The organism is Chryseobacterium gallinarum (assembly GCF_001021975.1).
GTDB classification, from domain to species: domain Bacteria; phylum Bacteroidota; class Bacteroidia; order Flavobacteriales; family Weeksellaceae; genus Chryseobacterium; species Chryseobacterium gallinarum.
The window spans coordinates 497,897-523,247 of sequence record NZ_CP009928.1 but is presented as its reverse complement, the minus strand read 5'-3'; the positions used below and the strand labels follow the sequence as shown (position 1 = coordinate 523,247).

22 protein-coding genes and 1 pseudogene are annotated in these 25,351 nt (G+C 36.3%); 12 read left to right on the top strand and 11 right to left on the bottom strand.

What is annotated here, in order from left to right; all coding sequences use genetic code 11:
* Nucleotides 1–181: 181 nt before the first annotated feature.
* The 3 genes from speB to OK18_RS02380 all read left to right on the top strand — a co-directional run bounded on the left by speB (nt 182) and on the right by OK18_RS02380 (nt 2,795).
* Nucleotides 182–1,039 (top strand): agmatinase, encoded by an 858-nt coding sequence (speB, locus tag OK18_RS02390; RefSeq protein ID WP_053326970.1) that lies wholly within the window; start codon nt 182–184, stop codon nt 1,037–1,039.
* Between the two features lie 69 nt (nt 1,040–1,108).
* Nucleotides 1,109–1,951: a bifunctional helix-turn-helix domain-containing protein/methylated-DNA--[protein]-cysteine S-methyltransferase gene (locus OK18_RS02385; RefSeq protein WP_050019995.1), complete on the top strand. Its 843-nt coding sequence runs from the start codon at nt 1,109–1,111 to the stop codon at nt 1,949–1,951.
* Between the two features lie 232 nt (nt 1,952–2,183).
* A complete protein-coding gene (locus OK18_RS02380) occupies nt 2,184–2,795 on the top strand; it encodes an alpha-ketoglutarate-dependent dioxygenase AlkB family protein (RefSeq protein WP_053326969.1) in 612 nt (203 codons plus the stop codon).
* A gap of 263 nt (nt 2,796–3,058) precedes the next feature.
* On the opposite strand, the pseudogene OK18_RS02375 reads toward OK18_RS02380, so the two are convergent.
* The 4 genes and pseudogenes from OK18_RS02375 to OK18_RS02360 all read right to left on the bottom strand — a co-directional run bounded on the left by OK18_RS02375 (nt 3,059) and on the right by OK18_RS02360 (nt 8,967).
* Nucleotides 3,059–4,918: pseudogene (locus OK18_RS02375) on the bottom strand (CocE/NonD family hydrolase).
* Between the two features lie 301 nt (nt 4,919–5,219).
* Nucleotides 5,220–7,964: a TonB-dependent receptor gene (locus tag OK18_RS02370; RefSeq protein ID WP_053326968.1), complete on the bottom strand. Its 2,745-nt coding sequence runs from the start codon at nt 7,962–7,964 to the stop codon at nt 5,220–5,222.
* Between the two features lie 94 nt (nt 7,965–8,058).
* Entirely contained in the window at nt 8,059–8,478 is a 420-nt protein-coding gene (locus OK18_RS02365) for an SH3 domain-containing protein (RefSeq protein ID WP_050019998.1), read from the bottom strand.
* Nucleotides 8,479–8,484: 6 nt separating this feature from the next.
* The gene (locus OK18_RS02360; protein WP_053326967.1) at nt 8,485–8,967 is read right to left on the bottom strand and encodes a BON domain-containing protein; all 483 of its coding nucleotides are present in this window, start codon (nt 8,965–8,967) and stop codon (nt 8,485–8,487) included.
* A gap of 221 nt (nt 8,968–9,188) precedes the next feature.
* Between OK18_RS02360 and OK18_RS02355 the strand changes: the two genes are divergently transcribed.
* Both OK18_RS02355 and OK18_RS02350 read left to right on the top strand, forming a co-directional pair.
* The gene (locus tag OK18_RS02355; protein WP_050019999.1) at nt 9,189–10,439 is read left to right on the top strand and encodes a dicarboxylate/amino acid:cation symporter; all 1,251 of its coding nucleotides are present in this window, start codon (nt 9,189–9,191) and stop codon (nt 10,437–10,439) included.
* Between the two features lie 5 nt (nt 10,440–10,444).
* A complete protein-coding gene (locus OK18_RS02350) occupies nt 10,445–11,167 on the top strand; it encodes a phytanoyl-CoA dioxygenase family protein (protein ID WP_053326966.1) in 723 nt (240 codons plus the stop codon).
* Between the two features lie 113 nt (nt 11,168–11,280).
* On the opposite strand, the gene OK18_RS02345 is transcribed toward OK18_RS02350, so the two are convergent.
* Nucleotides 11,281–12,117 carry a discoidin domain-containing protein gene (locus OK18_RS02345; protein ID WP_053326965.1) on the bottom strand — a complete coding sequence of 279 codons (837 nt, stop codon included), beginning with the start codon at nt 12,115–12,117 and terminating at the stop codon, nt 11,281–11,283.
* Between the two features lie 49 nt (nt 12,118–12,166).
* On the opposite strand from OK18_RS02345, the gene OK18_RS21045 reads away from it, so the two are divergent.
* Nucleotides 12,167–12,334 (top strand): hypothetical protein, encoded by a 168-nt coding sequence (locus OK18_RS21045; protein ID WP_156173211.1) that lies wholly within the window; start codon nt 12,167–12,169, stop codon nt 12,332–12,334.
* 190 nt (nt 12,335–12,524) lie between these two features.
* Nucleotides 12,525–14,867, top strand: a complete 2,343-nt coding sequence (locus OK18_RS02340) for an outer membrane beta-barrel family protein (protein ID WP_053326964.1) — start codon at nt 12,525–12,527, stop codon at nt 14,865–14,867.
* Nucleotides 14,868–15,211: 344 nt separating this feature from the next.
* Here the strand turns inward: OK18_RS02340 and OK18_RS02335 are convergent, their stop codons facing one another.
* Nucleotides 15,212–15,667 (bottom strand): hypothetical protein, encoded by a 456-nt coding sequence (locus OK18_RS02335; RefSeq protein ID WP_050020452.1) that lies wholly within the window; start codon nt 15,665–15,667, stop codon nt 15,212–15,214.
* Nucleotides 15,668–15,818: 151 nt separating this feature from the next.
* On the opposite strand from OK18_RS02335, the gene OK18_RS02330 reads away from it, so the two are divergent.
* The gene (locus OK18_RS02330; RefSeq protein ID WP_053326963.1) at nt 15,819–16,925 is read left to right on the top strand and encodes an Mrp/NBP35 family ATP-binding protein; all 1,107 of its coding nucleotides are present in this window, start codon (nt 15,819–15,821) and stop codon (nt 16,923–16,925) included.
* A 49-nt stretch (nt 16,926–16,974) separates the two neighbouring features.
* Nucleotides 16,975–17,223, top strand: a complete 249-nt coding sequence (locus OK18_RS02325; protein ID WP_050020005.1) for a NifU family protein — start codon at nt 16,975–16,977, stop codon at nt 17,221–17,223.
* Nucleotides 17,224–17,277: 54 nt separating this feature from the next.
* On the opposite strand, the gene OK18_RS21040 is transcribed toward OK18_RS02325, so the two are convergent.
* From OK18_RS21040 to ppk1, 5 genes are all read right to left on the bottom strand, one after another.
* Nucleotides 17,278–17,451: a hypothetical protein gene (locus OK18_RS21040; protein ID WP_156173209.1), complete on the bottom strand. Its 174-nt coding sequence runs from the start codon at nt 17,449–17,451 to the stop codon at nt 17,278–17,280.
* Nucleotides 17,452–17,587: 136 nt separating this feature from the next.
* Nucleotides 17,588–17,737, bottom strand: coding sequence for a hypothetical protein (locus tag OK18_RS21035; protein ID WP_156173207.1), 150 nt, complete (start codon nt 17,735–17,737; stop codon nt 17,588–17,590).
* A gap of 181 nt (nt 17,738–17,918) precedes the next feature.
* Entirely contained in the window at nt 17,919–18,386 is a 468-nt protein-coding gene (locus OK18_RS02320) for an NAD-dependent epimerase/dehydratase family protein (protein ID WP_316932803.1), read from the bottom strand.
* A gap of 244 nt (nt 18,387–18,630) precedes the next feature.
* Nucleotides 18,631–19,515 carry a Ppx/GppA phosphatase family protein gene (locus OK18_RS02315; RefSeq protein WP_050020008.1) on the bottom strand — a complete coding sequence of 295 codons (885 nt, stop codon included), beginning with the start codon at nt 19,513–19,515 and terminating at the stop codon, nt 18,631–18,633.
* A complete protein-coding gene (ppk1, locus tag OK18_RS02310) occupies nt 19,484–21,583 on the bottom strand; it encodes a polyphosphate kinase 1 (protein WP_053326962.1) in 2,100 nt (699 codons plus the stop codon). The genes OK18_RS02315 and ppk1 overlap by 32 nt, the downstream gene beginning before the upstream one ends.
* 181 nt (nt 21,584–21,764) lie before the next feature.
* On the opposite strand from ppk1, the gene OK18_RS02305 reads away from it, so the two are divergent.
* From OK18_RS02305 to dnaK, 3 genes are all read left to right on the top strand, one after another.
* Entirely contained in the window at nt 21,765–22,307 is a 543-nt protein-coding gene (locus OK18_RS02305; protein ID WP_053329271.1) for a hypothetical protein, read from the top strand.
* A 49-nt stretch (nt 22,308–22,356) separates the two neighbouring features.
* Complete coding sequence (locus tag OK18_RS02300) at nt 22,357–23,061, top strand: hypothetical protein (protein ID WP_053326961.1); 705 nt, start codon at nt 22,357–22,359, stop codon at nt 23,059–23,061.
* A 198-nt stretch (nt 23,062–23,259) separates the two neighbouring features.
* A complete protein-coding gene (dnaK, locus tag OK18_RS02295; protein ID WP_053326960.1) occupies nt 23,260–25,155 on the top strand; it encodes a molecular chaperone DnaK in 1,896 nt (631 codons plus the stop codon).
* Nucleotides 25,156–25,351 lie beyond the last annotated feature (196 nt).

The window sequence follows — 25,351 nt, the reverse complement described above, 5'->3', positions numbered from 1 at the left end:
GAAAAATGCTGATAAAATTGAATTCAAATTGTTTTTTTGCTCTTTATGACTTCCTTCTTCCAGCCTCCAGCTTCCTAACATATATATATCATTCACAAACTCTCCACACTCTTTCTCTCCAACTCGTAAACTCTTCGTATCTTTGCTGTCAATTACAATATTAAAAATATTAAAATAAAGCATGAGAACATACGCAGGAATTCCAGAAGAAAACGCAACGTTGGAGAATTCAAAAGTAATGTTGCTGACAGTTCCTTACGATGGAACTTCAACATGGGGAAAAGGAGCTGATAAAGGCCCTGAATTATTCCTTGACGCTTCTGAAAATATGGAGCTTTATGACATTGAAACGCAAACAGAACCCTATCTTGACGGAGTATACCTGGCAGGAGAAATTACTGAAGACTCAAGTCCGGAAGCAATGACAGAAGCTGTTTATCAAAAAACAAAGGAGCTCTTGGAAAATGAAGGAAAGGTGTTTACCTTATTTGGAGGAGAACATTCTGTTTCTATTGGTTCTATTCGTGCAGTAGGGGAAAAGTTTGAAAACCTTACCGTTCTTCAGTTAGATGCTCACACAGATTTACGTCCTGAGTTCCATGGTTCTACTTCTAATCATGCTTGTGCTGTTTTTGAAGCCAATCAGAAACACAACCTGGTACAGGTGGGAATTCGTTCTATGGATGCTGAAGAAGCCCAATATCTTCCGGAAGGAAGAGTGTTTTTTGCCCATGAAATTGCGAATAATGAAAACTGGGTGAATGATGTGTTGGAAAAAGTTTCAGGAAATGTTTATATCACGATTGACCTGGATGCTTTTGACCCTGCTATTGCTCCATCTACAGGAACTCCTGAACCGGGAGGATTACAATGGTATTCTACTCTGGAATTATTAAGAAAAGTATTTGAAAAATGTAATGTAGTAGCATTCGACATTGTAGAGCTGATGGATTCGCCAATGGCAAAACCTACCGCTTTCCTTGCGGCTAAGCTATATTATAAAATGCTTGCCTATAACCATATTTATAACAACAACTAAGATTCCGCAAGAATCGGATTTTTTCTGCCGTATATTCTTTGGAAATTTGTGAGGTAAAACAAAAGTAAAATGTCCACACAAAATCAAATAGATTATAACAGGATTGCCAAAGCGATAGAATATATCCGGAGCAATTTCAGGCTTCAGCCAAGTTTGGAAGAAGTGGCAGAGAATATTCACTTGAGTCCCGCCCATTTTCAGAAGATTTTCACAGATTGGGCAGGAACAAGTCCGAAAAAATTTTTACAGTTCATCAGTCTTGAACATGCTAAAAATTTATTGAAGGAAGAAAAAGCAAGTATTTTTGATACCGCTTATGAGACAGGACTTTCCAGTACCAGCAGATTACATGATCTGTTTGTAAAAATAGAAGGAATGTCTCCGGCGGAATATAAAAACGGTGGAAAAAGCCTCAGCATTCATTACAGCTTCTCCGAAAGTCCTTTTGGAACTCTATTGGTAGCCTCTACCGAAAAAGGAATCTGCTATATGGCTTTTGAAGACGATAAAAATAGAGCATTAGGGAATCTTAAAGGTAAATTCCCTAATGCATCTTTTTCAGAGAAACAAGATGCTCTTCAGCAAAACGCATTGTCTATATTCAATAAGGACTGGACAAAGCTCAATACCATCAAACTTCACTTAAAAGGTACTGATTTTCAGCTTAAGGTATGGGAAAGCTTATTAAAGATTCCTATGGGAAAACTATCCACCTATGGTAACCTGGCAGAAAAGATAGGAAGTCCGAAAGCGTCAAGAGCCGTAGGAACTGCCATTGGAAGCAATCCCGTAGCCTTTCTTATTCCTTGTCACCGTGTCATTCAGTCTACAGGACATCTTGGCGGATACCGGTGGGGTAATGACAGAAAGCAGATGATTGTGGGCTGGGAAAGTTCACAGGTTTACTCTTAAGGTATTTTTTTAATCATAAAATCACAAAGAATTATAACACTTAAGTTATTTTTAGCAATTGCTAACTGTTTTAGAAGTACACAAAAATTTTCTGAAAATCTATGGTTTTCAATTATTTTATTAAATAGGAAAAATCCCTTGGGATGGCGGAATCTTTTTGCCGGGTGGTCTTATTATAATTTCAGACCTTTCCAAAAACATTACGTAATTTGTAATACTCAAAACAAAAACAATGCTGAGTCTGTTTGATGAAATACCAGAGTATCCTTTAAGCCTTCTTCCGCATGACGGGATGGTGTTGTACTATGGCAAAATCTTCTCAAAAGAAGAGTCTGATATCTATTATGATTACCTGTTCAATCATATTCCATGGGAAAATGATGAGGCTGTCATTTTTGGAAAATTAATACTGACCAGGAGAAAGGTAGCCTGGTTCGGAGAAAAGCCATTTGAATATACGTATTCAAAACGGACAAAGTATGCAAAATTATGGACTCCGGAATTATTGGAGTTAAAGAAAAAATGTGAAGAAGTTTCAGGTGAAACTTACAACTCCTGCCTGCTTAATTTATACCACGATGGAAGTGAGGGAATGGCTTATCACAGTGATGGAGAAACTGATCTGAAAAAGCACGGCGCCATTGCTTCTCTCTCCTTTGGAGCAGAAAGAAAATTCTTATTCAAGCATAAAACAACAAAAGAGAAGGTTGAAGTATTCCTTGAAAATGGTAGTTTACTTATTATGAAAGGAGCTACCCAGGACAACTGGCTTCACAGACTTCCACCAACAACCAAAGTGAAAACTCCAAGAGTGAACCTTACTTTCAGAACAATTGAAGAATAAAGACTCTCGCAGATTATGCAAATCACGCAGATTCTAACGCAGTCAACTGTGAAAATCTGTGCCATCTGCGGGAAATACTCTTCTTTATTTAAAGAATAAAAATTCTCGCAGATTACACAAATCACGCAGATGTTTAACGCAATCATCTGCAAAATCTGCTCAATCCGCGAGAGTATAAATAAAAACATTGACAAGGCTGCGTTACCTGTTAAATCAACGAGAGATAAAAACAAAAAAGCTGTTCTTTTGAACAGCTTTTCAATTTATTTTAAGATATCAGCTTCAATAGAACTGTCACCATACACTTTAATAAATGCTTTAGTATAATCTTCCTTGGAAGCGAAATTTGGATTTTCCAAAAACTTTTGTGGGTTAACAGCAAATAACGGGAACCATGTGCTGCTGATCTGGATCTGGATTTTATGTCCTTTTTTGAAAGTATGAACTACATCCTATAGCCTGAAGTTTACTGCCGTTTTCTGGTCAGGAATTAGTGCTTCTCCTTTCTCTCTGGTATTTCTGAATCTAGCAGGCATAATTTCACTTCTTACCATCTGATGATAATTTCCGTAAATAACACCTTCTTTCTTTTCAATAGGTTTAAAATCTTCAGGGTAAACATCAATAAGCTTCACTGCGAAGTCAGCATCGGTAGAAGAGGATGCGATATTCAGTTTTGCCATGATTTCTCCGGCAAACGTAATATCTTCTGTCAGAACATCCGTGGTAAATGTTAATACATCAGGTCTTCCCACAGCAAATCGCTGATCTTCTGACATATAGTTTCTGGGAGTGAAACCATTAAAATCTTTAAGATGATCCGAACTCAGAACCGGATTTCCGGGATCACTGTAATATTCGGAATACCCTTGCCCCGCAGTCTTTTTTAATGTTTTATCCGATAAATAAAAATTGATTTTCTGAGTATTTTTAGGAGGATAAGAAGCAAATTCTTTCCATACCTTAGCTCCGGTATCATACATCAAAGCTTCAGGAAGCCCGGCATCTTCTTTGGTATTTCCCTTCAGATAATGGGTAAAGAACTTTGTTTCTACGTTTTTCTGATAATAGGTCGCGATACTGTCTCCGAAATACGTCTCACTGTGGAAATGTTTCCCTTGTTCCTGAGACCATCCGCCATGAGAGAAAGGGCCCATTACAATAGTATTTTTTGCTTTAGGGCTGGTTTTTTCAATCGTTTTATAAATATTTAAAGGGCCGGAAAGGTCTTCAGCATCAAACCAGCCTCCTACAGTCATTACAGCATGATTAATATTTTTAAGATGTGGAAGAAGGCCTCTTTTTTGCCAGAATTCATCATAGTTAGTATGATTCATAATTTCCGTCATAAAGAAATTATTTTTGTAATATTTTTCATAGCCATCCTTTAAGGTACCAAGCTCCCTGTAGAACTTCAAACCGTCTTCAGAAGTTTGTTTAATGAAAGAATCCATATACCACGCTTTGTTTTCCGGTTTGGTTTTTTGAACGCCAAAAACAGGAAATGTTCTGAAATACCCCAGCATAAATCTTCCATTGTGCAGAAAATCATCATTCCAGAAATCAGAAATGGGTGCCTGGGGAGAAGAGGCGACAAGTGCAGGATGCTGTGCCAATGTTCCTACAGCAGTATAAAAACCAGGATAAGAAGTACCAAACTGGCCTACCTTACCATTGTTATCTTTGATGTTTTTCAATAACCATTCGATGGTGTCATAAGTATCTGTACTTTCGTCCACATCTTTTTTTGTTTTGTGCTCCACCTGCGGGGTCATATTGGTAAAAGTTCCTTCACTCATATACCTTCCCCGTACATCCTGATATACAAAAATATATTTGTCCTTCATCAGATAGGGGTTAGGTCCTATTTTCGTCTTATATTCATTTTCACCATAAGGAGCAATGCTGTAGCAGGTTCTCTGCATCAGGAAAGGATATTTATTTTTATTGGAAATATCTTTTGGAATATAAACTGCTGTGAAAAGCTTAACGCCATCCCGCATTGGGATATAAAATTCTTTTTTAGTAAAATTATCTTTAACAAAATTATCCTTTTGCTCGGTATTTTGGGCTCTCCCGAAAAAGAAAAATAGAATAAATAAAACTGAAATATGGGTTTTCATAAATAAAATTTACGGCTAATTTAAAAATAAAAATACTCTTTTCGTAGTTTACCATATGAATCTTCTTTTAAAAAGAGAATATGATTGAATTTCTATCGGATAAACATAGTTTAGCAACTTATTTGGCTAAAAAAGTTCAGGTTTTCAGAGAACTTTTGTATACTTATCAAATAGTTAGAGTAACTTAAAAATAACTTAAGTGTTTAAATCTTTTGTGGTTAAAAAAACATTTGCTTAGAATGATAGTAAAATAGCCGGGGAAATTCCCGGCCATATCTAAAAATATATAAAAGTATGGTGTTTACATTTTTTTGCCGGCAAATTTATTCAGCTTCATGCTAAGTGAAAACATAATATACCGTCTCAGGATGAGATCTTCACGGTCTTCAAAATAGGAGTCTGTAATTGTTCTTCTTACACTCTGGTTTTGATTCAGTACATCATAAATTTTCACCTTTGCAGTAAATTGTTTTTTGAAGAAAGAATAGCCCAGACTGGTATTCCAGAAATAAAAATCCTTTTTGAAACCGGGAGCAATATTGGAGCTGGTATTGTATTCAAAATCATTACCTAATACAAATCTGCCTTGGAACAGGTAATTGGTTAATTCAAGCTTTAACGACTGGTTTGCCGTATTGATCTTGTCAATACTATAGTTGGTATAATTGGAAAAGCTGTATCCAAGGCGGTACGACGGTTTAATGGTCATTTTATCCCTGATTTCATAAATAAGATTTAATCCGGGGTTAAGATTATAGGAGTTGCTTGTGAATGACTGTCCGTTGATAAAACCATTATTGTAAGCATACGTCATATTGAATCTCGGGCTAATGGTCAGTTTATTTTGTTTCCATTTAAAAGTTTTGCTGAAACCACCACCGGCATTGAAATTTTTATTTCCACTTACATTGTCATAGGTAACAATCTGCTTTCCGGCGTCGTCATATTTGGTATAGTTGATAATATCATTATTTCGATAAGTAAAACCAATATTGATATAATAATTGATATTTTTGATTTTATTGAAATTGTTGAAATACAAATACATACTGTTGGTCCATGTATTCTTCAAATCCGGATTTCCGGTATAGGTGATCAACGGATTAGATTCATCTTTATAAGGTGTTAATTGTTCCGCGCCGGGGATTGTAAAATTGGAATAATTATACAGGCTTATATTTTTACCTTCTGCCAGCTGATAGTAAATATTGATGTTATATCCGGGTAAGGCAAAATTTTTCTGAAGATTATATTGCTGTCCGTTGAAAATGGAATTTACTTTCATATCTGTAATATCCAGATTCATGGAAGCCCAGAAATTAAATTTTGTTTTGCTGACCTGGAAGGTAAGTTCAGGAGTAACCTGATTGATCCTTTGTTTCATGTTATTCGAAAGCAGCTGGTTATACTTTGAGTATTGGCCCGTTGCATCATCAAAATCATTAACATCTCTCAAATCATGTGATGATCGCGTTCCGTATTTTAATTGAAGACTTATGGTCGCTGAATCAGAAACAGGCTCTGTGTAATCTGCACTGAAATTGAAATTATTATTCTGGCTTTTATTTTTCGTCAACTGGTCCCGGTTATCCATCGTATTTCCCGAATTCTGATAAAATGTATTCTGGGATTGATTTAAATTATTTCTTTGAGACTCAGCAATAGAACTGTTGATATTAGCAGAAACAACACGGCCTTTCTTCCTGAATCTTCGGGTAAAATAAATAGAAGGAGTAAATGAATTGTTTTCCGACTGATTATTTGAGTAGGAATTGCTCTCGTTTACAAGGATGTTGTCTCTTAATGTAGAAGACTGTGAAACATTACTGTTAAAACTGCTTGATTTGGTAAATCTCGGGGAAACATAAATATTGGTTAAAGAATCCAGCTTAATCCTTGCTGAAGTATCAAAATTATATTGTTTGGATTCACTTTTTCCATTATTTTCAGATCTGGTCTGAAGAGAATATTCAGGAAGAAGGGTCGTTCTTGAGACCTTTGATTGTGTTTCCGAATCGGAATCGGAAAACATCAGGCTGAAGGAATCAAGATCGGCATCTTTTCCTAATTTATCACTGTAATTCAAACCTACGGTGGAAGACGTTTGAATCCCTTTTGTGCCTCCTCCCTGTCCTCCGGAAGATGAGCCTCCCTGCATCATCCATGAATTCCTGCCGCTTCCCATACTGTCAAAAACTTCATCCCGGGAAAAACCCTGTGAGTTGATATTATTGGAAGAAGCCAGAAGGCTTATTTTGGTATCTCCCTTGAAATAGCTGACCAGTCCGCTGGCTTCATAACGTTTATCTGAACCATAGCCAACAGTAAGTCTTGAAAGCAATCCCTTGTTTTTCTTTTCATCAATATTGAAATTAATGGTGGTTTTTTGAGATTTTGGAGTTTTTCCGCTAAGTTCTTCTTCCTTTGTTTTGGTTGTTGTAAACTGAATATTTTTGATAATATCTGCAGGAAGATTTTGTAAAGCAATTTTCCCGTCTTTGTCAAAGAATGGTTTGCCGTTGATCATAATCTGGTCCACATCTTTTCCATTGACGGTTATTTTCCCGTCATTGTTGATTTCCACACCCGGGATCTGTTTCAGAAGCTCTTCAATTTTGCTGTCAGGACGTACCTTAATGGACGAGGCATTAAATTCTATGGTGTCTTTCTTTATTTTTACCGGTGATACGGTGATTTTTACTTCATCAATAGTAGTCACCCTGTTTTTTTTATCCAGTTCAATATCTCCTAAAGACAATTGCTGGCTGATCTTTTCAAATTTTTTAGAATAGGAAGATAATTTTTCAGCATCAATTTTAAGAATGGAAGGTTCCTTTACTTCATCAATTTTTAGCGAAAATTTGCCTTCTTTATTGGTTGCAGTATAGTTGATAATAGATGAATCTTTCTCCTTCAGCAGATATACCGTAGCATTTTCTACTGGCTTTTTTTCAAAGTCAGAAACTTTTCCGTCGATATATAATTTTTGAGCATGTATGATCAGGACATTGAAAAGCAATACCAGGAGTGCTAAGAATTTCTTCATTGAATCTTTTTTCAAAAGGCTAAAAATATAAAAAACATCCCCAAATAGGGATGTTTATATAAAAATATTTTAAAAAAAATGCTTTTTTATTGAATTATGCTCTCAAATATCTTGAATAAGCATATCCTTCCTGACCGTCAGCAGTTTTTACTTTCCACCAGTCATCAGATGTCTGTTCAATTAAGGTTACAGAAGACCCTTTTGCTGCTTTACCTACAACGGCAGCTTCAGTGGAAGGCTCTTGTCTGATATTCAGGTTAGACTCATCAGTAGCTACTGTTAAAGAAGCGCCTGAAGCAAGACCTGCTACCTGTACATCAATGTTGATATCTGAAGCAGAATATGTAGAATCGATAGCTCCTAAAGCATTCCATACAGCATCTTTAGCCGCAGTATTGGAAGCATTTCCGGAAACGTAAAGAATTCCGTCCTGCTCCTGAACCTGAAGATTTGAAATTCCTGCAGATTGTGCTGCAGAAACCACACTTGAATATTTATCTTGTAATTCGCTCATTTTAAATTATTTTACAATTAGGTTATTGTTATACTTCCCGATTTTCAAAGCATCTACAGATTCTTTGATTTTTCTGGCCTGCTGACCTGAAACATTTCCTGTAAGCGTAAGCTGTCCGTTTACTACTTCTACTTTTACAGAAGGGAAATCTTTTACAGCATCCTGAACTTTTTTCTGAACTGCAGGATCTACAGCAGAAGTAGTCTCAACTGGGGCAGGAGCTGCAGCAATAGTCGACATATCCATTACATCTTTTACTCCGTTGATCGCTTTTAATTTAGCAATCATCGCATCCTTAGACTGTTGATCTGCGAAAGTTCCGCTTAAGTGTGCTACACCTTCTTTTACTTCAACAGAAGCATTGGGATTAGAAGTTACTACAGTTGTAGCCTGAGTCTGAAGATCGGCATCAGAAACTTTCTTTTTACAAGAAACTGCCCCGAAAGATACAGCTACAGCTAATGCAGCCATTGCGATAGTTTTTTTCATATTGTATATTTATTAATGTTGTTATACAATCAAATGTAATAATAAAATTTGTACCAAAGGAATAAAAATTCAATAAATGTTTCTTAATTTTTTTACAATATTTTCTAAACCAGGGATTTAATTTTTATGTTTCAGAAACTTAATATACTATTCATCTGATTTGAAGGAAAATCTCCTGCCAATTGAAAAACCATTATATTTGCGCAAATTGAACTATATATATGAAAGGACAAAATAAACTTTTTATAGCAATTATCATTGCTCTTATCCTGGGAGTAGGAATCGGAGGGATTGTACACGTGAAATATCCGGAAAGTGCCGAACCCTTCTCCAAGAATATAAAATTGCTGGGAACTGTTTTCATCAGATTGGTACAGATGATTATTGCCCCTTTGGTTTTTACTACTTTGGTGGTGGGAATTGCCAAAATGAGTGATATCAAAATGATCGGAAGAGTGGGTACAAAAGCGATGCTTTGGTTTATTTCAGCTTCTTTGATTTCCCTTTTTATCGGGTTGATCCTTGTGAACTGGCTGGAACCGGGGCATGTTACCAAATTACCGATTCAGGATGTTGCCTCTGCTGATGAATTGCTTAAAAGCAGTAAAAGTTTTTCCCTGGAAGACTTTGTAAAGCATATGATTCCAAAAAGTTTATTTGAAGCCTTTGCAACCAATGAGGTACTGCAAATTGTCGTATTTGCCATTATGTTCGGTGTAGCATTAGCCAATTTAGGAGAAGAATATGCCCAGCCTGTGGTAAAACTTTTTGATATCATCGCCCATGCTATTCTTAAAATGGTGGGATACATCATGTGGTTTGCCCCATTTGGGGTATTGGGAGCTATTGCAGCCGTGGTGGCGACCAATGGTTTTGAAATCTTTAAAGTCTATGCCATTTATTTAAGAGATTTTTTCTTTGCCATAGGAGTACTCTGGGTGGTTCTTTTAATAGTAGGATATTTTATTTTAGGAAACCGTCTTTTTGATCTGTTAAAGAGAATCAAAGAGCCTTTATTGATCGCTTTCTCTACCACCAGCTCAGAAGCCGTATTCCCGAAATTGGTGGAAGAGCTAGAAAAATTCGGATGTAACAGCAGGGTAGTATCATTTATTCTGCCTTTGGGATATTCCTTTAACCTGGATGGAAGTATGATGTATATGACGTTTGCTTCGATCTTTATAGCTCAGATCTATGGAATTGAAATGACCCTTGGGCAGCAGATCACCATGCTTCTGGTGTTAATGCTTACCTCAAAAGGAATTGCAGGAGTTCCGAGAGCATCACTGGTAATCATTGTAGCCACATGTTCCATGTTCGGAATTCCACCGGAAGGAATTGCCCTGATCTTACCGATTGACCATTTCTGCGATATGGGAAGAAGTATGACCAACGTGTTGGGAAATACATTGGCAACTTCTGCCGTTTCCAAATGGGAAGGACAGTTAACCGAACCTTTAGATAAAGTTTAAAATTTATGAGTTTAACAGACTTATCATCATACAAAAGCCATATTGAAAAATATGGCTTTTCAGTTATTAATGCAGTGTTTTCTGAGGAAGAAGTTGCTCAGATTATCCATGTTCTGGACAACATCGATACTTCAAAAGAAAATTTCAGGAAGTCTGAAGATCTATTTGCAATCAGACAGTTTTTAAAAGAAGTTCCGGAAATTAAAAACCTCATCTTCAATGATAATATTAAAACAATCATTAGAGAGATCTTTGGTAACCGGTATTTTGTAGTAAAAAGTATCTATTTTGATAAGCCGGAAACCTCTAACTGGTATGTTGCCTATCATCAGGATCTGACGATTTCTGTAGATAAAAAATTTGAATTATCCGGTTTTGGCCCCTGGACTACGAAGCAGAATCAATTTGCTGTACAACCGCCATTAGATATTTTAGAAAACATCTATACGATCAGAATCCATCTGGATGAGACAGATGAAAATAACGGAGCTTTAAAAGTGGTTCCAGAATCTCATGCTAAAGGAATTTACAGACCCGAAACAATAGACTGGACGGTAGAGACTGAAGAAATCTGTAAAGTAGAAAAAGGAGGGGTAATGCTTATGAAACCTCTTACATTACATGGTTCAAACAGAACAACCAATGGAAAAAAAAGAAGAGTGATCCATATCGAATTTTCAGATAAAGAACTTCCGGAAGTCCTGCAATGGGCAGAAAGAATGATTTAAGAAATTTTATTGTACTAATATTCTTGTTCGCAAAGGCATTTTACTTAGCTATGATACTATTTTTGCTGAGCGAAGTGTCTTTGCAAATTTTTTTATAATCAATGATTTACTTTTTATCTGACACAAATTTCATCCACAAAAATAAAGGTTTCACCACCGGTTTTCTGATGCCATCCCGGATGTTTTCCGAAATAATAAGCCTTTACTTTAAGATACCTTGCTTCGGTAGGAAGAATTTCAGTGGTAAAATCCTTGGTCTGTACTTTTTCATCTTTAGGATCAAGATTATTGTCGATTTTATCTAATAGAAAGAAATCTTTTCCGTTCATAGAAGCATAATATTCCACTTTTTTAGGCATCAGGATCAAGGCTTTGCTATCCTGAAGATAAGTAGACGTAATTTGAGTGATTTGCAAAGGGGACTGAAAGTCAATTACCGCTTCAAAATTCTGCCCCAGATATCCCTGCCATTCTCCTTTTTTCCAATCTAAATCACCTCTTATTCCGTCGATTAATGCAAATTTTCCGGTAGCTGCATATTGAGGAGTAACTTTTGAAAGGGTAGTGATCTCCCAATAATTGGGTCTTCTGTTGAAATTAGCTGTTGCTATTGAGCTTTTTTTTCTTTTCCTTTCTGTATAAGCTTGAATCTGTGTCGTTCTGCTAATGATGAAAGGCTTTTTGTAGGCTGTAAATTTCTTTTTTTTATTGACATCACCTGCATCCAAAGTCATATAATAGATTTTGTCACCTGGGTTCTGTGAAGTGATCTCAACTTTGGTAGAAAAATCAAAAATTCTGTCTGCTTTAATGATTGGGGAAGCAACGGCCTCCTGAGAAGTAGGTGTCAGAATTTCGGTTCCTTTCAAAGAATCCGCAGGTTGAGAATGATGTTGAGCATTCAGAATCTGGATAAGCAGTAAAGACAATGCAAGCAGTCCTTTTTTCATGTTTTATATTATAATGGATGAGTAAATCAAGTACAGTACCAAATAGGAAATGAAAGGGTGTGAAATTGAAATGGTGAGGCTGGAAGCCGGAAGAAGGAAGCTGGAAGTACTGTTGGGTTATGGAGAAATGGTAGTGAGTAGATTGTATTTAACTGATAAGTTTAAATATAGTTTTTCTTTATTGGACTGGAAGCCGGGAGAGGGAGGCTGGAAGTAGTGTTGGGTTATGCATAGCTTACAGTCTGTGGATTGTAATTAATTGCAAGGTTGGTAAAATCTGGTTAAAAAAATATTATTTGCCTGTCGGCTTCAATAACTCCCATCTTCCAGCCTCCATTTTCCTTGCTCTTCTTGTAATAAAAACCATTTACCACTTGTCTTATATAAAACTATGATTATCAAACTACATGAAGAAGATTTTACTTTCAGCAGTTATTCTGTTACCGGCAGCACTTTTTTCTCAAACGATCACAGGGAAAATTACTCAGACCGGGAAGGCTGTTTCCTATGTTGAAGTGATCGCTGTAAAGGATCAGAAAAAGCAGACTGCCATTTCTGATGAACAAGGAAATTACTCAATGAAGCTTTCCGAGAACGGGAATTATAATATTAAACTGATACAGGACGGAACTGAAGTTTCTGTTATGGACATTGCTATACAAGGTGACGTGAAACAGGATTTTTTTATTGAAGAGAAAAAGGAAAAGCAAATTGAAGGAGTAACCCTCACGGCCAGAAAAAAACTGATTGAAAGAAAGGCAGACAGGCTGGTTTTTAATGTTTCCAATTCTGTAGCTTCTCAGGGAATGGATGGTGCAGATGCGCTTGCTACAACACCATTAGTGAAAGTAGATGAAAATGCCGGAGTTTCTATTGCAGGAAAAAGTGGAGTATCAGTGATGATCAATGACAGGGTATTAAACCTTTCCTCAACAGAACTTGTTACTTATCTCAAGAGTTTAAGATCCGAAAATATTGAAAAAATTGAAGTGATTACTACTCCACCTTCAAAATACGAGGCTCAGGGAAACAGCGGCCTTATTAATATTATTCTGAAGAAAAATCAAAATTTGGGTTGGAACGGAAGTCTTACTACCAGTTTTCAGCAGCAGACCTATTCCGGGTTTTCTAATAGTGCTACCATCAATTATCAGAATGAAAAACTGCGTTCTTCTTTGAAATTAAGACAAAGTAAATATGAAAAGCATTCTTTTGAAAATTATAGGATGACAGGAATAGAGGGACTTAAAAGTCATGATGACAGAAGGGATTTTGGAGACGGCCTTGGAGCGAATCTGAGCGTTGATTATCAGTTAGGAAAGAAATCCAATGCAGGTTTTATCTATGATTATGGATTCGGACATTCCAATATGGATATTGAAAATACTTCGGATTATTTTCAGCATGATCAGTATACCAATACTTTGTTTACTGATGCAGAACACAGAGGAAAATCAATCCAGCAGACCATCAGTGCTTATTATGACATTACATTTGGAAAACAGGATAATAAATTAAGTATTACAGGAAATTATTTTTCAAATCTTCCCAAGACCACTATTGATTTTACAACTATAGAAAATTCCGGAGATGAATTTATTGTACGATCACCATCGGTAGTAGATTATAAAATTTATTCAGGACAGGCAGATCTTACCTTTCCTTATGAGTTTGCAAAGACTGAAGCGGGGGTAAAGTTTACTAATTTTGATAATAATTCCAGTATTTTTTATCAGAATCTTGAAAATGGAAACTATGTGACCGATGCTTTGAAGAGTAATGAGTTTAAGTACAATGAAAAAAATTATGCTGCTTATTTCAGTCTCGAAAAATCATTTAATGAAAAATGGTCAGCAAAAGCAGGACTTCGCTATGAATATTCTACAGTCAACGGAAATTCCCTGACTTCCGGACAGCAATCGGAAAGTTCCTACGGGAAATTTTTCCCAATCGCTTATGTGATGTACAAAAGTAATGAAAGCAATACTTTCAGCCTCAATTATTCCAAAAGGATCAACAGACCCGGATTTCGTGCAATCAATCCTTATCGCTGGTATATTAATGTAAACTCTTATTTTACAGGGAATCCTTTTTTGCAGCCTTCTATCAACCATAATTTTGAATTTTCCCATGTGTATAAAGGGAAATTATCCACTACATTGTATTTCCAGAGAACATTGGATGGTTTTGGGCAGCTGGCTAGTTTATCCGGAGAAAGCAGAACAAGTACTTTTTTTAATTATTACAATCAAAACAGTATAGGTGCAACCATAAATTATTCAGACACCTTTTTTAAACGTTGGGAAGCTAATTACTCTGCAGATTTATCTTATATGGATATGAGAGTTTTTACTACTGATGCTTCTTCTAAAAAAGGATATGGATATGATTTTGACATTCAGAATAATATCTCACTTAATGAAAAGAAAACGGTTCAGCTTATTGCCAATTACTGGTTCCGCCTACCTTCTAATTCAGGAAATATTCGTTGGGATTTTGTAGGAAATTTTACAGCAGGAGTAAAGATGAGTCTGATGGATAAAAATCTCCAGGTTAATGTCATTGTGTCGGATATCTTTAAGCAATCAAGAAGTAAAGGGGAAATATTTTATACTACCGGCTCTCACTATTTTAATAATTATTACGATGCGAGAAGGCTTACTGTATCTGCAACTTATTCATTCGGGAATAAAAAGGTAAAAGGAACGAATCGCAATGTCAATTTTGATGAAAAGAACAGAGCGAATTAATATGAAAAGATGGAAATCATGATTAATTGTAAACGCTTAATAAGAGTAATCAGAGGAAGGTAATTTATGATAATTATGTTTATTAAATTTGACGCAAAGATCTTACAGTATAACTGTAATATTTTGAGGAAGCAAAGAGTGGAATCAACTTCATTGATTCTTTCCAAGCGAGCGCATGACGACATAGCTTCATCAGCGACAAAGTCGTTGTCTCAGCTCCCTTACAAATAATACATAATCTAAATAAAAGCTTTGCGTTTAAAAAATATAATGCAAATTATGTAGCATTTTTATAGTCATCTGGTTAATTGAAAGGTTGAACATAACTTCCGACTTCCTTACTTCTACACTTCACCCTCAAACAAGTCATTAAGATATTCCACCTTATGATTCTCCTGCCTTGTAGTTCCCAGGTATTTTTTCCATGCCTGAGATTCATGGTAAACAATGCCCATTTCCCAAACGCAGTACGTAGGGAGGTGGGTTTTATTTCTGTCCCAGATCTCGAATTTTCCGGTTCCGTCATAATAAACACTTTCCCATAATTCATTTTCACTTCGCCAGGTACAGATTAACAGAAGGTAGTTTTCACCACATCTATGCATAATGACGAATCCAAGATCTTCAATATTCTGAAAGTTTTCATTGGCGTTTTCAATACACATTTTAGCATTTTGAATGTCTTGTGAAGAAACTTCAGCGGGATCTTGAGCCAGATCATACCATTTGAATCTGGTCTTCCCTACAGTGAATATTTCTTTTGGCAATGCATATTTAGATGGGTAAGCAGTAGTTTTCATAGATTTTGTTTTGGTGATGGGCGATTCCTCATGATGAAAAAACAGGATAAACAAAATTTTTAATGATCTGATTTATCACCTGAGGTTATAGATTTTATTGATTCTAAATTATTAAAAAAATCCGTAAATTTGTGAACAATTTATATTTAGTATGTTGACGAAAGAAAAGGTTCAGAATTTCCTTAAAGAAATAGAAGTAGACGACTTGGTGAATAATCTTCAGATCATGGGCAATGATGTATATATTGACATGACAGCTCATTCGCCTGCTATGCACGAAAAGAAAAAGCTGGAGGCAGCAATGAAACAGGCTTTTGCCAGTGAGTTTGGAGAAAATGTTCATTTAAAACTTAAAATCGTTTCTCCGGAACCTAGCGAAATTCAGCAAAGTCAGATTAAAGGGAAACAAATTCCCGGAATTCAGAATATTATTGCCATAGCTTCCGGAAAAGGAGGGGTAGGTAAATCTACGGTTTCTGCAAATATGGCAGTGACATTGGCTAAAATGGGTTTTAAAGTAGGATTACTGGATGCCGATATTTATGGGCCATCTGTTCCTACCATGTTCGATACAGAAGGAGAAAAACCAATTTCTGTAGAAGTGAATGGGAAAAATTTAATGAAGCCTATCGAAAATTATGGTGTGAAAATGCTTTCAATAGGATATTTTTCCGGGGCCAATCAGGCGGTAGTCTGGAGAGGTCCTATGGCTTCAAAAGCTTTGAACCAGATGATCAGAGATGCAGCCTGGGGAGAATTGGATTTCTTATTAATAGACCTTCCTCCGGGAACGGGAGATATTCATTTGTCTATTATTCAGGAAGTTCCTGTAACAGGAGCGGTGATTGTAAGTACCCCTCAGCATGTTGCCCTGGCAGATGTAAGAAAAGGTATCGCGATGTTCCAGATGGAAAGCATTAATATTCCGGTGCTTGGATTAATAGAAAATATGGCGTATTTTACTCCGGAAGAACTCCCTGAAAATAAATATTATATCTTCGGGAATCAGGGCGCACAATATCTGGCGGAAGATTTAGGAATTCCGGTACTGGGAGAGATTCCTTTGATCCAGAGTATCAGGGAAGCAGGAGATGTAGGAAGACCGGCAGCATTGCAGGAAGGTTCCAAGATTGAAGAAATCTATACTGAAACGGCCAGAAGAATGGTGGAGAGCTTAGTTGAAAGAAATAAAAACCTGCCTCCTACTGAAGCTGTGAAAATTACGACGATGGCAGGATGCTCGCCAAAGGCAAAATAATAAAGATTTTCAATTAATTTTGAAAAAAACCGAATTGAACTGAAAAAATATGGAAACAAATATAACGCACGAAGATACAGTAACAAGAGTAATGGAAGCTCTGGAAAGCATCAGGCCGTTTTTGAATAAAGATGGAGGTGATATAGAGCTTATTGACGTGAAAGATAATCAGGTTTTTGTAAAACTTTTGGGTAACTGTTCCGGATGTTCACTGAATTTTTCAACCCTGAAGTTGGGGGTTGAAAATACCATCAAGCAACATGCCCCGGAAATTGAAAGAGTCATCAATGTAGAGTAAAAATTATATCTGATATATTTTAAAACAGGTGTTCATTTATGGATACCTGTTTTTTTATTGGGTAGATTCGTGCAGAAAAGAATCTCCTGTGGTTTCCCGTCTGATAAGGAATAAAGGAGGTCCTATCTGTAGAGTAGGACCATGTTTGTCGTTGCTGAAATACTGTCCGGTACCGTTTACAAAATCTAGGCAGATGACAGACCTTTTTGGCCGGTAGCTGTTGATCATTTTTTATTTCAACGAGATGAATACAAAAATGAACTTATGTTTGACAACTATTTTAATGGAATTAAGAAATGTTTAAAAAACAGGTTCTTTTTAAGAAAAAAATAAAATACGATACAGATAAAAAAGTTTGAGTTTATTATTGAGCATGTTTACCTGAAAAATTTAAAATCTTCCCGGACTTATTCCCTTCCAGAGGATGTTTCTGCATATAGAAAAATCCTGAAACGGCAGTCAGAAGCAAGAGTACAAAAATAACCAGAACAATTCTTTTTACCATATCTCTCATATCGCTAAATTTTTAATGTCTCTAATTTCTAAAGTAGATGTAGGATATCCTTTTTGTGTGGCATTGATCATAGCTCTACCTACTTCGTGTAAAGTTAATAATTTTGACGGTAAAAAAATAGGAAAAAGATAAATAAAAGGTTTGAAAAACCATTTTATATTCAATTGACCGTCAACAGGTTTCATAAATCCGGGCCGGAAATTGTAGACTCCCTTAAATTCATCTTTTTTAAGGCATTCTCTGTTCTGCCTTTAACCCTGGCCCACATCATTTTTCCACTTTCCGTACTGTCTGTGCCTGCCCCGGAAATATAATTGAAAACCATTCCGGGATTTTGGTTCAGCATAGCTTTTGCTACATGCAGGGTCATATCATAGGTAATTTTTGTATAGTCTTCTTCGTTCATGCCTATACTGCTGATTCCGGCACAGAAAAAGCAGGCATCATACCCTTTTAGCTTTTCATCATTGATATTGATAGATGCAAAGTCAGGAACAAGGTATTCCTTAAGTTTGGGATGGTTCTTGCCGGAAGGTCTTCTGCTTATACTTAAAATTTCAGAGACATCGGGATTCTCAAGGCATTCCATTAAAACACCTTCTCCCACCATTCCCGTGGCCCCTGTAATCATTATTTTGATTGAGTTCATAGTTGTATTTTGATACTCGTATGACGACCGGCGAAGAGTTTTTACTTTAAATTATTGTAATTTTTTTGATAAAAGATAAAAGATAAAAGATAAAAGATAAAAGATAAAAGATAAAAGATAAAAGATCTTGTTACTAAAACTCAAATACTGACCCTATCTTCCTGATGGGTTAATGGGGGAGTAAGCGCAATTTGTTCGCAGAATAAAACCCGGACAAAGATTTGCCCGGGCTTGAATTATAAAGTTATTTTTTATGCTGTAACTGGCTGTAGATATTCTGAATCAAGCCGTCGGCTACAGAAATTTTAGGAACAAAGATCCTGTTGATATCAGACCAGGACATGATATTATTGAAGATGCTCAGAGCATGCACCAATACATCAGCTCTATCCTCCCTGAGGCTGTATTTGGTCATTCTTTCTTCTACTGAAAGCTCATTGAATTCTTTGTAAACTTTTTTAAGATGAGAAAGAGTCATTGGTTTTCCGTCTTTGGTTTTGCTCATAGAGAATACTTTATTGATATTTCCTCCGGAACCAATAGCTACAATCGGCTTTTTACTGACAATATTCTTTTTGACCTCATCTTTCATTTCTTGCCAGTTATCCGTTGTAACCAGGTTATTCAGTAAACGGATGGTTCCTATATTGAATGATTTTTCATACACCATTTTGCCGTTCTCATAGAAAGTAAGTTCAGTAGATCCGCCTCCCACATCAATGTAAAGGTATGCAAATTCCTTGTCAAGTCCTTCTGCTACATGGTTTTCATAGATCAAAGTAGCCTCTTCATCCCCGGAAATGATTTCTATATTGATCCCCGAAGTCTCCTGAACCTGTTTAATGATGTCATTTCCATTGATAGCATCCCGCATGGCACTTGTGGCACAGGCTCTGTAATGGTCTACCTTGTAGATTTTCATCAGATCACTGAATATTTTCATGGAATCGATCACCATTTTTTCTCTTTCGCTTCCTATTTTCCCAATGGTGAAAACATCCATTCCCAGCCTCAGGGGGATTCTCAGAAGATTTAGTTTAATGAATTCCGGTTTTTTGTTATTTATTTTTACTTCATTAATAAGAAGCCGGGCTGCGTTACTTCCTATGTCTATCGCTGCTATCTTCATTTCGGTGGGTTTTGGCTTTTAAATATATATAGGTTTCTATTTGGGATCGACACTCTTTTTTATCATTTCTTATGTATTCATTACTCAGCTTTTTGTCTAAAATTCTTGCCTTTACATTATCTCTGAGCTGAATATCAAGAATGTCTTTCAGTTCTTTTTTAAGGTTTTTATCGGTAATTTTTGCGGCAGCTTCAATTCTGTAATCAAGGTTCCTGGTCATCCAGTCAGCGGAAGATATATACATGTCTTCAGATCCTTTATTATAGAAATACATAACTCTGGCGTGTTCCAGGTATTCATCCACAATACTTATAGCTTTGATTTTTTCTTTAAAATCCTTTTGATTAACAGCACAATAAATTCCTCTTACAATCAGTTTGATGACCACTCCTGCTTTGGCAGCGTCATACAATTTTTCAATCAATGACCTGTCGCTTAAAGAATTTACTTTGACAATAATTTCCGCTTTTCTTCCTGCTTTGGCTTCTTCAATTTCTTTATCAATGTGATGAACAATTTTTTCACGCATAAATTGAGGACATACCCATAAATTTTTGCATGTTTTCAACACCGGAAGATAATCGTCTTTTGGCTTTTTCAGGACATTGAATACCTTATTGATGTCTGCCATAATGCCACGGTCAGAAGTCAGTAGCAAATGATCCCCGTATATTCTTGCTGTCTTTTCGTTGAAATTTCCGGTGCTTACAAATCCATATTGAATGGTCTTGCTGTGGGCCCTCTTTTTAATAACACAAAGCTTGGCATGTACTTTTTTGTTGGGAAGGCCTACCAATACCGTAATTCCTTCAGGTTCCAGCATTTCTTTCCACTCGAGGTTGGATTCTTCATCAAATCTTGCCTGAAGTTCCAGCATGACAGTAACTTCTTTACCATTTCTTGCGGCATAAATCAATGCATTAATGATTTTAGAATTACTTGCCAGGCGGTACGCTGTTATTTGTATGGATTTTACATCCGGATCCATAGCAGCTTCCCGGAGAAGATCAATTACAGGATTGTATTTGTGGTAGGGGAAGGTCAGCAGTACATCTTCCTTTAAAATAACGTCAGTCACTCTTTCCCCATGTTCAAATGCCTGGTGCGTGAAAGAAGTTCTTTCTACAGGCCTTTCATAAGCTTCGAAAACCTCCGGGAAATCCATAAAATGCTTGAAATTATGAATTTTCCCTCCCGGAATAATGCTGTCTTTTTTAGTCAGGTTCAGCTTTCTGATAAGAAGCTCCAGAAGAGCTTTATCCATATCTTTATCAAATACAAAGCGGGTTGGTTTTCCTTTTCTCCGGTTTTTAAGGCCTTTTTCTATTTTTTCGGCAAAATTGGTACGGATATCATTGTCCAGATCCAGCTCTGCATCTTTGGTTACCTTGAAAGCGTTAGCTGCAAAATCATCATATCCGAAGTAAGAGAAAATATGTGGCAGATTAAAAGTGATGACATCTTCCAGCAGCATTACATTTTTCTCCTCCGGATCTTCAGTAGGAAGTAATACAAACCTCCCTACAAAGCGGGAAGGAATTTCAATAATGGCATAATTACTGGAATACTGCCAGTCTTTTTTTCTCATGGCCACACCTAGATAAAGACTTTTATCCCTTAAATAAGGCATTGGCGTATTTTCATGAAGCAGAATAGGAATAACATTGGATTCCACTACTTCATCAAAATATTTTCTGACAAAGTCTTTTTGCTTCGCTGATAAATTCCTGGAATTTTTAATGAATACTTTATGGTCAGCCATCTCAGCCTGGATTTTTTTCCAGGTTTTATCGAAATTCAGCTGTTGTTTCATCACAATTTCATTGATGCGCTGCAAGATTTTGGAAGGCGGCTGATAAAATGACTCAGCGATTACTTTTTCCTTAAAATCCATAGCACGCTTTAATCCGGCAACACGTACCCTGAAAAACTCATCCAGATTATTGGAAAAAATTCCGAGAAAGCGTATTCTTAAATGTAAAGGGACTTTTTCATCCATGGCTTCCTGTAAAACCCTTTCATTAAAGGCCAGCCATGTAATATCTCGTGGATTAAAGTGTAATGACATTCTTAAATGTATATATTTTATCAAAATTAATAATTCAGAAAGTTTCTATCCCTATTTATAAGATTAAACTTTGATTAATTTTAAAAGACCGTGGATATTTCTATGGTTGTAATATAGCTGTTTTTGGAATGTGGTTGAAAATCAGAGCTTTTTTGTATTTTTAATAGATAAAACTTATACCATGATAAAAAACAGTTTCTTACTACTATGTTGTGTCATTTTTGTCCAGGCCTGTGCCCAGACGAGAAAACTGGAAGATGGCAGAAAAGTATTGACCAAAAAATATAAAAATAGTAAAAGGTTCGACCGGTCAATATATAACGATATTCATACAGATTATTTTTATCAGAAAATAGACTATTATATGGCTGATAAAAATTACAGTAAAATAAGAGATATCGGAAAGGATGTAGACCGGAGAATTCAATTTTATGATAACGGACGCATGAGATTTTTAAGTTTTACAATGGATGAACCGGATCCGGAAAAAACGGGGATGCGCGGCGTCATTTATCTTAAAAATGGAAAACTGAAAATTGATACCCAGGAAGCTGATCAGGGCGGACGTGTTTTTAAAGGAACCTATAGCGCTAAGGTAGAAGGTGACAAATTGTATATCCTTCACGATAATTTTTTAGTTCCTCCATCAGAATATGTCTGCTATGTCTACCAGAAATCGGAAAAAATCCCTGAAAATTGGAAACAATATAAGGCAGACTGGTAAGCTTCCCGGTAAGATGTTTATTAAAATGATCTGAATCAAAAAAAATAAAATGAAAAAAATTATTCTAGTATATACATTGTTATTATCATTTTCAGGATACGGACAATATGTAGAGGTTATAGAAAAAGGTAAAAAAGAAAATCTTAGCCCGAAAGACTTTATGATTCCGCTCAAGGAAACGGAAGAATATCAGTCAGCTTTTGTAGGACGATATAGAGCCTATTATCCGGATACGTATATCGGACATTTGTTTACGGCCATTGCAGAAGAGGCAGAAAGGAAAGGGGCCAATGCCTATCATATTGTCAGCTATAAAGAAGGAGGCCAGCAGAATGATTCTGAACTTGTATTGGATACTTATTCTATTGAAGAAACTGAAATAGATAAAGTGAGCGGATCTCTTGAAAAAAATGTGATTTATATTTTTGGGGATCCTTCTACAAAAGAGAACAGTGCTTCAAATTTTAAAATAAACGGAGAAAAGAGAGAAGTGAAAAATAATGCGCTTGTAAAAGTGGTATTGAAAGAAAATGAAGAAGTAAAAATAACCAAAGGAGGCATTACGGGAATGTCTATATGGGTAAAATGGAAACCTGAACAGTTTAATAAATTTTATAGTTTTTCAGGCTTAGGCGTGGATGGAGCAGGATTTGGCAGCAATGGAGCGTCCATAGGATTCAATACGGGCAGAATATTTCCGGTAGACAGGGATTTAGGATATTTCCTGATACAGGTTTTAAAGGAAAGCAAATAAAGCATACGGGATCTGTAAACAAACTGACACATCCGGTCTTCAAAAAAAGAAGTTTTTTCCTGATTATAATTCCAAAAACCTCGCTATACAGGGGTTTTTATTTTTGTACTGTCATTTTGTCACAAATCTTTGAATGGTATAGATATTGAGAAATTGAGAGTGTAAAATAAATTAAAAATAGAAAAAATATAAAATATTATGAGTAAAATAATTGGAATTGACTTAGGAACAACCAACTCTTGTGTTGCTGTGATGGAGGGAAAAGACCCTGTTGTTATCCCTAACGCAGAAGGTAAAAGAACAACTCCTTCTATTGTAGCTTTCACAGAAGATGGTGAGAGAAAAGTAGGTGATCCTGCAAAAAGACAGGCTGTAACGAATCCAAAGAAAACTGTATACTCAATCAAAAGATTTATCGGTACTCATTTTAAAGATGATGGAAGTGAGATTGCAAGAGTACCTTACGAAGTTGTAAAAGGTCCTAATGATACTGTAAAAGTAAAAATCGACGATAGAGAATATACACCACAGGAAATTTCTGCAATGATTCTTCAGAAAATGAAGAAAACAGCTGAAGATTATCTTGGACAGGAGGTAACAAGAGCGGTAATTACTGTTCCTGCCTACTTCAATGATGCACAAAGACAAGCTACTAAAGAGGCTGGAGAAATTGCAGGACTTAAAGTAGAAAGAATTATCAATGAGCCTACTGCTGCAGCATTGGCATATGGTCTTGATAAAAACCATAAAGATCAAAAAATTGCAGTGTATGACCTTGGGGGTGGTACTTTTGATATTTCCATCCTTGATCTGGGTGACGGTGTATTCGAAGTATTGTCTACAAACGGTGATACCCACTTAGGAGGTGATGATTTTGATGATGTGATCATTAACTGGATGGCAGATGAATTCAAAGCTGAAGAAGGAGTAGACTTAAAAGCAGATGCTATTGCTCTTCAAAGATTGAAAGAAGCAGCTGAAAAAGCAAAAATCGAATTATCTTCTTCTCCTCAGACAGAAATCAACTTACCTTATATTACGGCTACAGCTACAGGTCCTAAACACTTAGTAAAGACCTTAACCAAAGCTAAATTCGAGCAACTTTCTGCTGATCTTGTAAGAAGATCCATGGAGCCTTGTAAAAAAGCTCTTCAGGATGCAGGCTTATCAACTTCTGATATTGATGAGGTAATTCTGGTAGGTGGTTCTACAAGAATCCCGATCATCCAGGAAGAAGTAGAAAAATTCTTCGGTAAAAAGCCTTCTAAAGGAGTTAATCCTGATGAAGTAGTAGCAGTAGGAGCTGCAATTCAGGGAGGTGTATTAACAGGAGATGTGAAAGATGTATTACTTCTTGACGTTACCCCACTTTCTTTAGGTATTGAAACTATGGGTTCTGTATTCACTAAATTAATTGAAGCGAACACTACGATCCCAACTAAGAAATCTGAAGTATTCTCTACTGCTTCAGATAACCAACCGGCTGTAAGCATCAGGGTAGGACAAGGAGAAAGACCAATGTTCAACGACAACAAAGAAATCGGTAGATTCGATCTTACAGATATTCCACCGGCACCAAGGGGAGTTCCTCAGATTGAAGTAACTTTCGATATTGATGCTAACGGTATCCTGAGCGTATCGGCTAAAGATAAAGGAACCGGTAAAGAGCAGTCAATCAAAATCCAGGCTTCTTCAGGTCTTTCTGACGAAGAAATCGAAAGAATGAAAAAAGAAGCTCAGGAAAACTCTGCAGCAGATGCAAAAAGAAAAGAAGAAGTTGAAATCTTCAATAAAGCAGACGGATTGATCTTCCAGACTGAAAAACAATTGAAAGAATTCGGTGATAAACTTTCTGCAGATAAAAAAGCAGCAATTGAAGCAGCTCACGGAGAATTGAAAACCGCTTTCGAAGCTAAGAATGCTGATGATGTAAAAGCTAAAACAGAAGCTTTAGATGCAGCATGGATGGCAGCTTCAGAAGAATTGTATGCAGCAGGCCAGCAAGCTGAAGGAGCAGGAGCACAGAACCCTGGAGGTAACAATGCAGGAGGTGCCGATGATGTACAGGATGCAGACTTCGAAGAAGTAAAGTAATTATTGACTAACAACAGTTAATAAAATATATAAGAAACCGCCTTAGATAGCTATCTAAGGCGGTTTTGTTTTTGATATTTTCTGATCTTATGTTTTTATTGGTGTCGTCTGCCAGGTTCATAGAAGGCTTTTTATAATTGCTCAGGCATTTTTTAATTATAAGGTGGCTAATGAAAACTGATAATAAATAGTATAT

What these genes read in the sequence shown, in the direction of transcription:
- speB (WP_053326970.1), top strand. Translation starts at nt 182, where the DNA reads ATGAGAACATACGCAGGAATTCCAGAAGAAAACGCAACGTTGGAGAAT.
- OK18_RS02385 (WP_050019995.1), top strand. Translation starts at nt 1,109, where the DNA reads ATGTCCACACAAAATCAAATAGATTATAACAGGATTGCCAAAGCGATA.
- OK18_RS02380 (WP_053326969.1), top strand. Translation starts at nt 2,184, where the DNA reads ATGCTGAGTCTGTTTGATGAAATACCAGAGTATCCTTTAAGCCTTCTT.
- OK18_RS02370 (WP_053326968.1), bottom strand. Translation starts at nt 7,964, where the DNA reads ATGAAGAAATTCTTAGCACTCCTGGTATTGCTTTTCAATGTCCTGATC.
- OK18_RS02365 (WP_050019998.1), bottom strand. Translation starts at nt 8,478, where the DNA reads ATGAGCGAATTACAAGATAAATATTCAAGTGTGGTTTCTGCAGCACAA.
- OK18_RS02360 (WP_053326967.1), bottom strand. Translation starts at nt 8,967, where the DNA reads ATGAAAAAAACTATCGCAATGGCTGCATTAGCTGTAGCTGTATCTTTC.
- OK18_RS02355 (WP_050019999.1), top strand. Translation starts at nt 9,189, where the DNA reads ATGAAAGGACAAAATAAACTTTTTATAGCAATTATCATTGCTCTTATC.
- OK18_RS02350 (WP_053326966.1), top strand. Translation starts at nt 10,445, where the DNA reads ATGAGTTTAACAGACTTATCATCATACAAAAGCCATATTGAAAAATAT.
- OK18_RS02345 (WP_053326965.1), bottom strand. Translation starts at nt 12,117, where the DNA reads ATGAAAAAAGGACTGCTTGCATTGTCTTTACTGCTTATCCAGATTCTG.
- OK18_RS21045 (WP_156173211.1), top strand. Translation starts at nt 12,167, where the DNA reads ATGAAAGGGTGTGAAATTGAAATGGTGAGGCTGGAAGCCGGAAGAAGG.
- OK18_RS02340 (WP_053326964.1), top strand. Translation starts at nt 12,525, where the DNA reads ATGAAGAAGATTTTACTTTCAGCAGTTATTCTGTTACCGGCAGCACTT.
- OK18_RS02335 (WP_050020452.1), bottom strand. Translation starts at nt 15,667, where the DNA reads ATGAAAACTACTGCTTACCCATCTAAATATGCATTGCCAAAAGAAATA.
- OK18_RS02330 (WP_053326963.1), top strand. Translation starts at nt 15,819, where the DNA reads ATGTTGACGAAAGAAAAGGTTCAGAATTTCCTTAAAGAAATAGAAGTA.
- OK18_RS02325 (WP_050020005.1), top strand. Translation starts at nt 16,975, where the DNA reads ATGGAAACAAATATAACGCACGAAGATACAGTAACAAGAGTAATGGAA.
- OK18_RS21040 (WP_156173209.1), bottom strand. Translation starts at nt 17,451, where the DNA reads ATGATCAACAGCTACCGGCCAAAAAGGTCTGTCATCTGCCTAGATTTT.
- OK18_RS21035 (WP_156173207.1), bottom strand. Translation starts at nt 17,737, where the DNA reads ATGAGAGATATGGTAAAAAGAATTGTTCTGGTTATTTTTGTACTCTTG.
- OK18_RS02320 (WP_316932803.1), bottom strand. Translation starts at nt 18,386, where the DNA reads ATGAACTCAATCAAAATAATGATTACAGGGGCCACGGGAATGGTGGGA.
- OK18_RS02315 (WP_050020008.1), bottom strand. Translation starts at nt 19,515, where the DNA reads ATGAAGATAGCAGCGATAGACATAGGAAGTAACGCAGCCCGGCTTCTT.
- ppk1 (WP_053326962.1), bottom strand. Translation starts at nt 21,583, where the DNA reads ATGTCATTACACTTTAATCCACGAGATATTACATGGCTGGCCTTTAAT.
- OK18_RS02305 (WP_053329271.1), top strand. Translation starts at nt 21,765, where the DNA reads ATGATAAAAAACAGTTTCTTACTACTATGTTGTGTCATTTTTGTCCAG.
- OK18_RS02300 (WP_053326961.1), top strand. Translation starts at nt 22,357, where the DNA reads ATGAAAAAAATTATTCTAGTATATACATTGTTATTATCATTTTCAGGA.
- dnaK (WP_053326960.1), top strand. Translation starts at nt 23,260, where the DNA reads ATGAGTAAAATAATTGGAATTGACTTAGGAACAACCAACTCTTGTGTT.